Source organism: Aeromonas cavernicola, from assembly GCF_002795305.1.
GTDB classification, from domain to species: domain Bacteria; phylum Pseudomonadota; class Gammaproteobacteria; order Enterobacterales; family Aeromonadaceae; genus Aeromonas; species Aeromonas cavernicola.
Genome location: NZ_PGGC01000072.1, coordinates 15,320 through 28,511, shown reverse-complemented (window position 1 = coordinate 28,511; position 13,192 = coordinate 15,320). Strand labels below are relative to the sequence as shown.

Genomic DNA, 13,192 nt, shown 5'->3' with positions numbered 1-13,192 from the left:
GGAACCTCTGCCCAATTTCTCTGCCTATAGCGCCATGTGCTGTAAGGCTGTAAGCACGGAAACGTTCATGATTAAGCTGGTCGGTCTCAATAAAGTCTACGGGCAAGGCAGTTCTGCCGTCCACGCACTGCGTGACGTCAGCCTGGACGTGCCCCAAGGCAAAATTTTCGGCGTGATCGGTGCCTCTGGTGCCGGCAAGAGCACCCTCATTCGTTGTGTGAACTTATTAGAGCGCCCAACCGAGGGGCAGGTCATCGTTGATGACCAGGATCTCGTCACATTATCCGAACGAGACCTAACCCAAGCTCGCCGGCAGATTGGCATGATTTTTCAGCACTTTAATCTGCTTGCCTCTCGCACCGTGTTTGCCAATATCGCCTTTCCGCTGGAGCTGGCAGGCTGGAGCAAAGAGAAGATCCAGCAACGGGTTGCAGAGCTGCTGGCGCTGGTCGGGCTGGAAGCCCGTGCCCACGCCTATCCCTCCGAGCTATCCGGCGGCCAGAAGCAGCGGGTGGCCATTGCGCGGGCGCTAGCCCCAGCCCCCAAGGTGTTGCTGTGTGACGAGGCCACCTCAGCCCTCGACCCGCAGACTACCCGCTCGATCCTGACTCTGCTCAAAGAGATCAATGTCAAACTGGGGCTCACTATTTTGCTCATCACTCACGAGATGGACGTGGTGAAAGGAATTTGTGACGAGGTTGCCATCATCAGTGACGGCCGTTTGATTGAGCAAGGTGAAGTTGCTTGGTTCTTTACTCACGCCAAAACCCAGCTGGCCCGTGATTTTATCCACTCCACCATCCATCTTGAAGTTCCGAAGGAGTATCAAGAGCGGATGAGCAAAGAGCGGTTAGTAGGCAGTTACCCCTTATTGAAGCTCGGTTTTACCGGAAGCACGGTCGATACGCCGCTCATTTCCGAAGCAAGCCGCCGTTTCAATATCGACATCAGCATTTTAAGCGCCGACATCGAGTATGCCGGTGGCGTCAAGTTCGGTTTCCTGCTGGCCGAACTGTTCGGGGATCAAGCCCAGTGCGAGGCGACCCAGCAGTTCCTGATCGACAACCATATTCAGCTGGAGGTAATGGGCTATGTCCGCAGCCATGATTAATCTGCTCATCACCGCCCTCGGCGATACCTTGGTCATGGTATTTGCCTCAGCCTTGTTTGGTTGCCTGCTCGGTTTACCACTGGGTGTTGCGCTGCATGTTACCAAAGCGGGTCAGATTCTGGCCAACCCGCTGCTCAACCGTAGCTTGGGCATGGTGGTCAATATTGGTCGTTCTGTACCCTTTATCATTTTATTGGTCGCGATTATTCCATTAACCCGCTTGCTCGTCGGCACCAGTATCGGCACCATAGCTGCCATCGTGCCACTCACCATCGGTGCCGTACCTTTTATCGCTCGTTTGATAGAAGGCGCGCTGATGGAAGTGCCGGACGGCCTGCTCGAAGCAGCCAAGGCCATGGGCGCGAAACCGTTGCAGATCATCGCCAAGGTGCTATTGCCCGAAGCGCTACCTGGCATCCTCAATAGCGTCATCATTACCTTAGTCACGCTGGTGAACTACTCCGCTATGGCTGGTGCCATCGGTGGTGGTGGGTTGGGAGATGTCGGTATTCGATATGGTTACCAGCGTTTTGACCCCACCGTGATGTTAGTCACCGTCGCGATTTTGGTCGTGCTGGTTCAGCTCATTCAAAGCGTGGGTGAGCGCTTGGTGAAGAAATATGATCATCGTTAATCGTCAATTTCTAACAGGAGGTTTTATGAAATTAGGCATCAAATCTGTTGCTGCTGCTCTGCTAGCTGGCTTGGTACTGACTGGTTGTGGTGAGAAAGAGAGCGAGGGGAAAACCCTGAAAGTGGGCGCGATTGCAGGCCCCGAAATTCAGCTGGTTGAAACCGCAGCCAAAGTGGCTAAAGAGAAATATGGCCTGACCGTCGAGATCGTGAATTTCTCCGACTATGTCACCCCTAACGTAGCGTTGAATGATGGTAGCGTCGATGTGAACGCGTTCCAGCACAAGCCCTATCTGGATGCACAAATTCGTGACCGTGGCTTTAAGCTAGTGCCCGTGGGCAATACGTTTGTCTATCCGATTGCTGCTTACTCGAAAAAAATCAAGTCGTTAAGTGAACTCAAAGATGGTGCCCAGATTGCCGTCCCCAACGATCCCACTAACTTGGGTCGCTCGTTGATCCTGCTGGCCAAACAGGGCTTAATCACCCTGAAAGAGGGGGTAGGTCTGGAAGCGACTGTACTGGATATCGCCAGTAACCCACGTAACTTCAAAATTGTTGAGTTGGAAGCAGCACAACTGCCACGCTCGCTAGAAGATGTTGATCTCTCTGTGATCAACAACACGTTTGCAGGGCAAATCGGGCTCACCCCGACTGAAAACGGTCTATTTGTGGAAGACAAAGAGTCCCCCTACGTTAACCTGATCGTCGCACGGGAAGAGAATAAAGATGACGAGCGCGTCCAGCAGTTTGTCAAGGCTTACCAGACTGACGAAGTCTACCAAAAAGGCATGGAGCTGTTCAAAGGCGGCTTAGTAAAAGGCTGGTAATGGTAGATTCGCTAAAAAGGCCACGCAATGCGTGGCCTTTTTGATTGAGGCCGCTATCATACCGAGCAGCACGGCAACACGAACGACGCATCACATGAAGAAATGGTATCTGGCTTACTGTAAGCCAAAAGAAGAGCCGCGCGCCCGCGCCCACCTCGATGCCCAAGGCATTGAATCCTATTACCCCATGGTCGAAATCGAGAAATTACGTCGGGGTAAACGGGTGCCCGTCAAAGAGCCGATGTTTCCCAACTATCTCTTCATCTTTGTCGATCTGGAAGAGGTCACGCCAGTGACCCTGAAATCGACACGCGGCATCAGCCGGATCATTCACTTCGGCAAAGAGTGGACCCCCATCAGCAATAAACTGATTTATCAACTGATGAGCCGAGATGACAGTGATGAAGCACGCGCCAGCTATGCCAAATTACCAAGCAGTGGTGACAAGGTCTTGATTGAAGAGGGACCACTGGCAGGCTTTGAGGCCATTTATATGGAGCCGGACGGCGAAAAACGCGCCATTTTGCTGGTGAACCTGCTCAACCAAGAGACAACTAGCAGCTTCGACAACCACAGTTTTCGTCGGGTGGAGTGAACCTGGCGAGAGCACACCGCTATCCATACCCGCGCCCCAAAACCATGTCAGCTCTACATATCCAGTTCGATGAACTGACGGCGTTCAAACTGTGCACACATGCTATCCCCCTCATCCCTGACTCACACCCAATGCGTATCATTTGGCATGAACGGTGATAGCGGTGCCCCCTAACTTATGAAAGCTCTCTTTCCATGCGGCGTGCCAACGTTTCAACTCGCAGGGGGGCATCGGGCGGGCCGAGAAGAAACCTTGGCATACGTCGCATCCCAATTCGGTAAGAAAGCGCCAAGTCATCTCATCCTCGACTCCTTCGGCAACTGACTTCAAACCCAATTTACGCGCTAGTTCAATGCTCGATTCTATGATGGCTTGGCGAGAAGGGTCGGCATAGCAATGATCAACAAAAGATCGGTCTAGCTTTAACTCGGTGAAAGGTAATAGTGCTAACTGCTGCATCGAGGAGTAACCGGTCCCAAAATCATCGATAGACAAGCCAAAACCATGCATCCGCAAGCGGGTCAACACCTCCAAGGACTTACCAACATCCTGCACAAACGAGCTTTCGGTCACTTCCAGCGTGATAAGCTCTGGATTAATTCCCCAGCGCTGGCACTGGTCGAGCAGAGAGTTACACAAATCCCCCTCGATCAAGGAGGTGGTCGAGAGATTCATCGACAGATTTAATGACAGCCCTGTCTCCTCCCATAGATGGCCATCTCGTAGTGATTTACTGATGATCACTTCGGTTAACTGATCGATCAGACCATTATGTTCAGCCAAAGGGATAAACCGCCCCGGCGGGATCAAACCATATTGAGGATGCTGCCAACGTGCCAGCGCCTCCATCCCCACCCATTTCCCCGAAGAGAAGCTGACCTTAGGCTGATACCAAGGCAGCAGCTGGTCCTGCTCAAGGGCGCGGCGAAGTTCATCGAGACTAAGCCGATGCCCCTCTTCTTTCTTAGCCAGCTCTTGTTGTGGAGACCATGACTCAATCAGTTGTTTCAGCTGCTGCTGAGTTGAGGGTTTTTCGATACGTCCTAACACTTGTAGGCCATAGGCCGTACTCATTCGCAAGACGGCCTCCACTACATCATTTTCCAAGGCACTGGAAAGAATGATCCCACCGTGGAATCCCCCCATCGAGAGGCGGCGTAATAGCGCCATCCCATCCATGCCGGGCATGCGCAAATCACAAAAAAGAATATCAACGGGGTGACACTGGCATAGCGTCAACGCCTCCAGACCATCTTGGGCTTCTAACAGGTTTTGATAACCCAAGCCCCGGATCAGATGCAGTAGCGCCTTACGCTGGAACGCATGGTCTTCAACCACCATGATAACTAACTCATGTTGTGCTTTTTTCATCTAGCCATAGTCCAATTTCGTGGGTGATTGCATTGATCAGTTGCTGTACCGCAAAAGCCAATTCATCGAGCTTATCCATTTGCTTTAACCGAGCGGCCGATTCCAGTTTGGCAGCGTGAGTCGCCAACTCATCCAACCCCACCATGCGCGCGGCCCCTTTGATCCGATGCGCGGTTTCCACTAACGCAAGGGCATCACGGCTTGCTAGCGACTGCGCCATCTCTTCACCATCTTGTCGGTTAGAATCAAGGTATTCTGCGGCCATCAGACGAGCGGTCTGTTCGTCACCAAAGATTGACAACCAGCGCTCTGCTTGCTCGGCAATGCCCTCTTCATTATTTACCTCGGACTCGTTACTGGTGGTCACATTCCCAGACAGCCAATGCGCAAGCAGTTGGCGCAGTGTCTCTAACGGATAAGGCTTAAACAACATACCACTCATACCGGCCGCAACCATCCGGGCACCGGCCTCCTCAGAGGTATCCGCGGTGACCCCGATAATCGGTGCCGTTTCACCTTGGGCGCGCAGTGCCTGGGTTAAGGTGTAGCCATCCATCACTGGCATGTGGCAATCCGTCAGCAACAGCGAAAAGTCTTGTCCCTGCCAAGCCCGCAATGCTTTTTCCCCGTCTTCCACCACCTGGGCTTCGACCCCTAAAATCGCAAGCTGCCTGGCGAGTAACGCACGATTAATAGGGTGATCATCCGCAACCAGCACCTTACCCCCTAACTTTTCAACCACCGTTGTGTGCGCCTGTACTGAACGTTTACAGGTTAATTCAAGGCAGCTCTCTAATAACAAGTCGGGATAAAGGGGGGACAATCCCAAACGCCACCAGTTACTCGAGCCTACCTTGCCGCGCAGCGCTTCATGATGCGACACAACAAGGCCTTTCAGGGCGCTTTGCTGCAGCCACCCTTGCCACTTCTCACCAAGAGCATGTTCGAGCCATTGCTCATCGGCCAATAACAAACCCTGCAAACCGTCATTCAACTGGGAGGCATCGAGGGGTTTCATTTTGGCGCCCAATCGTTGCATTGCAGCACTGAGGGCGGGGTTATCACTGAAATACCACCACTCACTGTCCGCTAACGCCGGTGAATCCCATTGTGGGTGTTGTAGGGGGACAGTGAAACGAAAACGCGATCCTTCGCCAGCCTTACTTTTTAATGTCAGCGTGCCCCCCATCTTGTGGGCTAACTGAGCACAGATGGCTAGGCCAAGACCCGTGCCGCCAAAACGACGATTAATATCTGATTCCACCTGCTGGAAGGGGGTAAATAGCAGCGCTTGCTTCTCTTGCGCAATCCCAATGCCTGTATCTGAGACCCTAATTGCCAGCTGTTCATGGTGATAACTGACGCGAATGGTGATGCAGCCCTGAACCGTGAATTTCACCGCATTATTGAGCAAGTTAGAGATGACCTGCCCAACACGTACCACATCTATATCGGCTTGATCAGGCACACCACGAGCCCACTCGAGAACGACGTTGAGGCCTTTACTGTAAGCCAGGGTTGCATGTCCCCTGATCACATCGCAGATCACCGACTGCAAGCGACTGTTTTGATAATGAAGTTGTAACTGCCCCGCTTCCATCTTAGAAAAATCAAGGATGTCATTGACCAGATAGAGCAAACTGTTGGTCGAGGTCACCACGTTACGCAGAATGTAACGCTGGTCATCATTTAGCTCGCTGCCTTGCAGCAATTCCAACATGCCGTGCATACCCGAAATAGGCGTTCTCAGTTCATGGCTCATGGTCGCTAAAAAGCGGCTACGAGCCTGCATTGCCTGCTCCGCCAAGGCCTGGGCCTGACGTAACTCATACTCCTGCTGCTTGAGCACGGTAATATCTTGGATCACGCCATTTAAAATCAGCTCTTGCTGGCCATGGTGGACAAAACTGCCACGCACCTGTAGGTAGCGATCTCCCTCTGGCCGTTCAACTTTGACCTCTAAGTCAAGAGGTGCCAGCGTCTCATCATGATGGGCAACCTTACTGACAACATCTTGCAACGCATCTTCGGTAAAACCGAATATGTCGCCTGCTGATTCAGAGGTCGTTAATTCCTGTTTATCAACCCCTAATATTTCTTTAACGCCTTGTGAGGTATATAAAAAACGCCCCTGGCCAGGTCCTTGCCATAAATATTGATATACAATACCCGGCATACTATCAGTGATATGAGTCAGTCGAGTTTCTGCTTGGCGAGCGCGCTCCTCAGCCTCTTTTATTCTGCTCACATCCGTTAATACGGTTAACACGCCGAGCATACTGCCATCAGGTGAGCGATAGGGTAATTTGGCATAAATAACATGAAAGGGTGTTCCATCTCGGCGTAAGCTGCTATTTGTCCCCTCCACTTCCAACCCTGTATTCCATACGTAGCGCTCCTCATTGATAATTTGGCTCCGCAGTGTTTCTGACATATGGTCTAAATCATCTGCGGCATCACCTGTAATCGAATTTAAATAAGTATCTCGATACGCATGATTACATAAGGTAATACGCTGCTGATGGTCTCTTAACACCACCATGGTCGGTAAATAATTTAATAAGGTTTGCACAAACAACAGCTGTTCATTAAGTTGGCGTTCCGCTTTCTTACGTTGCTCAATTTGACGACTTAGGCTTCTTGCCCAGAGAAAGACCAGTAACGCCAATACCGAAAATATCGCCATGGCCATGGCCAACCAGCGATAAAAACGGGAGTTATCGGTTTCTATACTGACCGAGGTGTTGAGCCAACGCCGTTCTAACAAGTCCCACTCTTCATCTGTTACGGTGAGCAGCAGTTTATCCATGATACTTTTTAATTCAGGCACCAAGGGATTGACAGCCATACTCATCGGCGAGGCCAGCTCTGGGCTGTTATACGCGATTTGATATTTTTCGTTAAACCCTCTAATCGCCTCTTGGCTTAAATTGGGAATGGTGAATAAGATGTAATCAACTGAACCAGCATCCAATAAAGCGAATAACTCTGCATCACTTTCTCGCTCTACCACTCGCGCGTTATATTTTTTCATTAATGGTATTTCATAGGTTTTCTTGATAACACCCACTGCACGTTCGGTTAAATCCTTTAAGGACTTCAAATTATTACCACCACGTCTGGTCACCACATAGCTATGAAATTTCATATAAGAAGAGGTAAATAAAAAACGTTCTCTTCGTTCTGCTAACGGCGCCATAAATGGAATGAAATCCACTTTGTTTTGTTGAATGAAATTGACTGACTCAACCCACGTTTTCGTCGGTACTAACTCAAACTTAATACCTGAACGCGCAGTAATAATGGTCATTAAATCTGCGACATAGCCATGCAAGTCACCGCGATCATCCATCTCACTAATGCCCGTGAAGGATGGCGAGACGGCAAATTTAATGACTTTCTTTTTTTTCAACCATGCAATTTCTTCCGACTCAAGTAGCAGCTTATTATCAAATGAATCATCGCCTTCTATGATTTTCAGCCTTACATCGGCCACCGAGATTCGTTGATACGCCTGCCAAAGCCGTTCTGTTAGTTTCGGTCGCTGCTCACTGGTTGCAATCGTCAACGAACTGCTGTGTACCCACTGAGGGGTCACGATCCCCATCGAGGGGGGTAACCGCTGCAGCTCTAGCTCTACCGCAGGTCTCAGCGCGAGGTAAGCATCCGCAACACCTAGTTTCACACTGTAAGTGGCCTCATCACGGCTATTGACTTCCACCCTGTTGGTGATGCCTAACCTTGCTAGTTCACCACAACTACCAAATCCTCGGATACATACCCAGCGCATCTGCTTTGCTTGAGCCAACGTCAGGTCGGGATTGGGGCTTCGCATCAGTGCTGCACGAGGGTAAGCGCCAAGATGGCCAATCTGGCTCATGGTCGCTGTATCGAGCGTGTCTTGGTCGACCCCAACCAGCACATCGACCTCCCCCTGTTGTAGTGCTTGCCTCGCCTCAACATAAGACTCATAGGAAACATATCGCAATGATACATCCATTTCAGCCGCAATCTTGGAGGCCAGCACTTTTAAGGGGCCAATATAGTGCTGATTGGTCACTTCGTAGATAAAAGGGGGATAACCTTCGCGGGGAACGCCGACGATTAATTCAGGGAGATCGCCGTGTTCTACTGCACTGACACCGCTATCTCCTCGCATCTGTAAGCCAACCATGGCGTAGCCATTAGGTAAGAGCAAAAGGAGTAAAGCAAACAGCATACAACGACCGAGTAACATGAACTTTTTATCCTGATAACTAAGCATTGATGACGACCACGCTTGCACTGACAGATGTTGGCGTAGCCAGATCAAAAGATAAGATTTACCCGCAGAGATAGGGCCACAAAGGCGAATACGCTGCACGAATGCGCTGCAAGGGTGGTGAAGCAAACGCGGTATAGAGGCGCCGAGTGTGCGAGGATTGTCAACTCGGGCCGTTCGCAGTTGAACAAGTGACGCGATACTCCGTCGTCACCCTTATGCCATTTGACCTACCACTCCCCTGCTACACATGCCGCTCTCCGGCGGGCTGCGCCATCACACGCGCTACACAGCGGGTGATGCACAAACGCCACACGAGCAAGGAGCATTGCCTCACGCACCGTGATGACCAACGCAACCCAATGCAACATTGAGCACCACATGTTGCATTTTCGTCCTCTTCCCACAGGAAAAGTGAATAGGATGCCGCAGTCTAGAAAATATCCGAATTTAAAACAAGCCTCCTACGAATCCACAAAAAACGTTTGCGAACTGAGTCGCCTGAACCTGGTTTAGCCCCGCTACCTCAAATCCCTGAGAGTAAACGGAACTCCTCTAACACATAGGTATCCGTCATCCCGCTCACGTAATCGAGCAACAGCCGCACTCGGTAATACCACTCCTGCTCTTGCTGGCAGGCAAAACGGGGATCTGGGTGCGCCACCGCCAGCTGATAAGCGTTGAGATGGCGGGTCGATAGTCGATGATAAAGCCGCCGAGCAAAAAACAGCTCATGGTTCCCTTCTCCTGCCAGCAGGCGAGCAAAGGTCGGGGCTGGTATTGCCAGTAAACAGGAGTAGGTAGATAGCACCCCACGTAATGCGGCATACCCCTCTAGCTCCAGGGCTTCGACTTCAGGCCGCATAAAGACCAGCTGACGCGCCACCTGTTTGAGGATCTCCAATACCCGCGCTGCGGGCGCTTGGTTATGCAGTAGCGCGTGCGGATATGAGCCCAGCAATATAGCCTGATGCTCACGAACATAAGTGTCAGCCGCGAGAGTGACGAGATCTCGGGTTAACTGCTGGCGAAAATGGGGGAAAAATCCACGGTCAGATCCTAATCCTTGATCCAGCAGCGCCCCCATATAGTCACTCTCATCCGCGCCACGCAGCGCGGTAATTAGCTCGCTGAGGGTCAGGATACGTCTATCGACGGCATCTTCGAGATCGGCAATACAATATGAGATGTCATCCGCTGCCTCCATGATATAGACCAATGGATGACGGCAACCGGGCGCCAAACCCAGCCGTTGGCCAAGGGCGCGGTAAAGCGGTTGCTCACTAAAAAAGATACCCCGTTTACTCCCCCAACCATGATGCTGGCCATAACGCCCGCCCACTTGGAGCTGCTGCGGGTATTTACACAGCGCCGCCAACTGCCCCAAGGTAAGATTGAGCCCGTGCAAGCTATGCACGAGTCGCAGGCTCTGGGCATTGCCATCAAATAACAACAGATCTTGCCGTAACTGCGCCCATTGGCTTGACGGCGTGCTTCCCAAGGCTTGCTGATAAAGCGGATCGATCATCTCACTGAGCCACTGGCTCATCACCTGCTCACCAAAGTGGCCAAATGGTGGATTGCCCACATCATGAAGCAGACAAGCCATCTCAACCAGATTGATGAACGCCCCTTCACAGGCGCAACCGGCGGGTAGCGCGGCTAAAATGCGACGACTAATTTGACGACCAGTCTCTTGCACTTCCAGCGAATGGGTCAGTCGGCTACGCACCGAGGCTTTGACATCAAGCGGAAACACTTGGGTTTTCTGCTGCAAGCGGCGCACCGGAGCCGCTTGGACAATCCGAGCCCGGTCCTGTTCTGTTGCTTCTAACAGATTGTCATCTGGCCAAGGGGTAATCCGCTGTGCAGTGATCAACTGACTATACATATGGCAACTCCTTACCCGTCGTAATGGTGCGATCCAAGGGCTTAAGCACCTAACCAGCGTCGTAAACGGGCAACATCCCCAGGGCACTCTCGGCGAAGTGTCTCAATCCAATCTTCTACATTTTCCCACCACGCTGGGTGATCTGGGCTCTGGATCAGCTGTGCGGTCTGCTGCAAACGGCGTAGGCCAATAGAGCCCACCGCACCTTTGATCTTATGAGCTTCTTCAACGACCCCCGCTTGGTCCTTCGCCATCATGTTGGAATCAAGCACCGCCATGTAATCAGGGATCATTTTCTCGAACAGATCGACACTCGATAACAAGGTCGACTTACCAACGGTTGCGGCATAATCGGTCAGGAAAGGTAAATCGAGCCACTCATCTTGACCCGCCTCATCAGCGTACTCAGCAGCGTGATCAGTGGCCAAATCGGCAAACAGATGGCCAATCACCTCACGCACCGCTTTCGATCCGAGTGGCTTGTTGATCACATCTTGCATCCCGCGGTCTCGATAATACTGACGATCGCCGGTGGCATTAGCGGTGAGCGCCACCATCGGTGGCAGGCTGTCGCCGTAGCGCGCCAACAGCGCTGTCGCGACATCAAACCCCGTCATGTCTGGCAGCTGGATATCGAGCAAAATGAGATCAAAATCATCTGGGTTAGCCATGGCTAACGCTTGGGTGCCATCACGGGCGACTTGCACGTGGTGGCCAAGCTTGTTGAGCAACGCACAAGCAACCGTTACGTTGAGCTCTACGTCCTCCACTAGCAAGATATCAAGCGGTGACATCACCTCATCCTGCTCTGGCGGGAGCGGCTCGGCATAGGCGACGTCCAGCTCAGTGGTAAAACAAGCGCCCTCCCCGACATCGCTATCCACATACAGTTGTCCCCCCATCGCTTGCACTAACTGACGAGCAACCGCCAGCCCAATCCCAGTCCCTGTTGCATGGGTTTTGCCGGGCACTTGGTAGTACATCGCGAAGATTTTCTCCTGCTGCGCAGGTGGAATCCCCATTCCGGTATCTTCCACCTCAAAGTGCAGCGCTAATTTGCCAGGGGTATCACTTGGATGAGCCAAGCAGCGCACCGTGACGCCCCCCTCATCGGTGAATTTGACGGCGTTACCCACCAAATTCCACAGCACTTGCCGTAAACGAGTGCCATCTGCAATCACCCATTGCGGCATGTCGCCATCTCTATCGAAATGAAGATACAGCCCTTTTTGCTGCGCCTGAATGCGCGACAGGGTTTCTAACTCATCGAGAAACGCAGGTAGGTCCATTGGCGTGGTCGCAATTTCCAATCTGCGGCGGTCGAGTTTGTCCAGATCGATGATGTCATTAAAAATATTACCCAAGGTCACCGCACTCAGGTGGATGGTGGTGAGTTGCTGCCGCTGGGTAGGATCAAGCTGGGTATCCATCAGCATCCGACTTAAGCCAACAATTCCGTTGAGTGGCGTGCGCAGCTCGTGGCTTATCGTTGAGATAAACGTGGTTTTATCACGACTCGCTTTCTCTAACTTATCTTGGTATTGCTTGCGCTCGGTAATATCGCGGCCAAATCCAAGCAAGCCGAGTCGCTTACCAAAGCGATCAAAGAAGGGGACTTTACGCAATTCAAAGTAAGCCTTGCGCCCGTCGGGATACTCTAACCACTGCTCGTAGGTAAGGGACTCATTGCTGCTAAAAACCTGCTTATCCGTCTCTACGACTTTATTTGCAATATCTTGTTTGTAGACATCAAACGGAGTTAACCCGATAAGCTCTGCTTCCGTCTTACCGGTCAACGCCTCCATGGCCCGATTACAACCTGAGAACTGCTCAGCTTCATTGCGGTAATAAACCAGATCCGGTGAGCAATCGATAAAAGAACGGAGTAATGCGGTGCGTTCCCCCAAATGCAGCTGGGCTTTTTCTCGCTGAAACACCTCATTTTCGAGGTCTTCAATCGCTTGCAACCGTAAGCTCTCAGCCCGATTGGTTTCAGCAATCTGGGCATTGAGGCGACTGACATTTTCTTGCAACTGGCTATTAAGCTCCAAGTCTCGCTCCCGCATATCTTGTAACTTGCGCACCATGCGGCTAAGCCGCTGACGAGAATCCTCTAGCTGGTCCACCACAATAGAGAGAAAATAGACAGCCCAAGGCGTCACTAATAGTCCAAAAAATACCGAGCGCACAAAATCGATAATATCGACGTTACCGCGTAGAAAAAGGGTCACCCCCATCTGAATAGCGACCGCTAGGATGATAATTGCCGCCGCGAGGAGCATGCTAAAACGCACCAAGCCAAGCTTGGTCATGAGGTCGACGTAATATTGTGCCCAAGACTTAATCTGTTTCATCTTGTTATTTTCTCCCGATATCCGCACGACAGAATACCAGTACCACACCATGAATTCGCGTTCCTCGGCCCGACTTAATTTATTAATGTTTAGAAAAAGCATATGAAATGAGTAAGATAGCGTATGGAACTTCAGTCAGTTGCCAT

8 protein-coding genes are annotated in these 13,192 nt (G+C 51.5%); 4 read left to right on the top strand and 4 right to left on the bottom strand.

The features are described 5' to 3' along the window. Window positions 1-67: 67 nt before the first annotated feature. From metN to rfaH, 4 genes are all read left to right on the top strand, one after another. The gene (gene metN, locus CUC53_RS07940; protein ID WP_100293656.1) at window positions 68-1,111 is read left to right on the top strand and encodes a methionine ABC transporter ATP-binding protein MetN; all 1,044 of its coding nucleotides are present in this window, start codon (window positions 68-70) and stop codon (window positions 1,109-1,111) included. Beyond that, entirely contained in the window at window positions 1,092-1,745 is a 654-nt protein-coding gene (locus tag CUC53_RS07935; RefSeq protein WP_100293655.1) for a methionine ABC transporter permease, read from the top strand. The genes metN and CUC53_RS07935 overlap by 20 nt, the downstream gene beginning before the upstream one ends. A 25-nt stretch (window positions 1,746-1,770) precedes the next feature. Beyond that, the gene (metQ, locus tag CUC53_RS07930) at window positions 1,771-2,574 is read left to right on the top strand and encodes a methionine ABC transporter substrate-binding lipoprotein MetQ (RefSeq protein WP_100293654.1); all 804 of its coding nucleotides are present in this window, start codon (window positions 1,771-1,773) and stop codon (window positions 2,572-2,574) included. A gap of 94 nt (window positions 2,575-2,668) precedes the next feature. Further along, entirely contained in the window at window positions 2,669-3,169 is a 501-nt protein-coding gene (rfaH, locus tag CUC53_RS07925) for a transcription/translation regulatory transformer protein RfaH (RefSeq protein ID WP_100293653.1), read from the top strand. Between the two features lie 138 nt (window positions 3,170-3,307). Here the strand turns inward: rfaH and CUC53_RS07920 are convergent, their stop codons facing one another. The 4 genes from CUC53_RS07920 to arcB form a co-directional block, all read right to left on the bottom strand. Continuing rightward, on the bottom strand, window positions 3,308-4,540 hold the full coding sequence (locus CUC53_RS07920; protein ID WP_100293652.1) for an EAL domain-containing response regulator: 1,233 nt from the start codon (window positions 4,538-4,540) through the stop codon (window positions 3,308-3,310). Continuing rightward, window positions 4,521-8,777, bottom strand: coding sequence for an ATP-binding protein (locus tag CUC53_RS07915; protein WP_100293651.1), 4,257 nt, complete (start codon window positions 8,775-8,777; stop codon window positions 4,521-4,523). Before CUC53_RS07915 ends, CUC53_RS07920 begins: the two co-directional genes overlap by 20 nt. Before the next feature lie 550 nt (window positions 8,778-9,327). Beyond that, window positions 9,328-10,692: a dGTPase gene (gene dgt, locus CUC53_RS07910; RefSeq protein WP_100293650.1), complete on the bottom strand. Its 1,365-nt coding sequence runs from the start codon at window positions 10,690-10,692 to the stop codon at window positions 9,328-9,330. 41 nt (window positions 10,693-10,733) lie between these two features. Further along, a complete protein-coding gene (gene arcB, locus CUC53_RS07905) occupies window positions 10,734-13,046 on the bottom strand; it encodes an aerobic respiration two-component sensor histidine kinase ArcB (protein ID WP_100293649.1) in 2,313 nt (770 codons plus the stop codon). Window positions 13,047-13,192 lie beyond the last annotated feature (146 nt).

Coding starts and splice junctions, on each gene's coding strand:
- arcB (WP_100293649.1), bottom strand. CDS start 13,046: ATGAAACAGATTAAGTCTTGGGCACAATATTACGTCGACCTCATGACC.
- metN (WP_100293656.1), top strand. CDS start 68: ATGATTAAGCTGGTCGGTCTCAATAAAGTCTACGGGCAAGGCAGTTCT.
- CUC53_RS07920 (WP_100293652.1), bottom strand. CDS start 4,540: ATGAAAAAAGCACAACATGAGTTAGTTATCATGGTGGTTGAAGACCAT.
- dgt (WP_100293650.1), bottom strand. CDS start 10,692: ATGTATAGTCAGTTGATCACTGCACAGCGGATTACCCCTTGGCCAGAT.
- CUC53_RS07935 (WP_100293655.1), top strand. CDS start 1,092: ATGTCCGCAGCCATGATTAATCTGCTCATCACCGCCCTCGGCGATACC.
- rfaH (WP_100293653.1), top strand. CDS start 2,669: ATGAAGAAATGGTATCTGGCTTACTGTAAGCCAAAAGAAGAGCCGCGC.
- CUC53_RS07915 (WP_100293651.1), bottom strand. CDS start 8,777: ATGTTACTCGGTCGTTGTATGCTGTTTGCTTTACTCCTTTTGCTCTTA.
- metQ (WP_100293654.1), top strand. CDS start 1,771: ATGAAATTAGGCATCAAATCTGTTGCTGCTGCTCTGCTAGCTGGCTTG.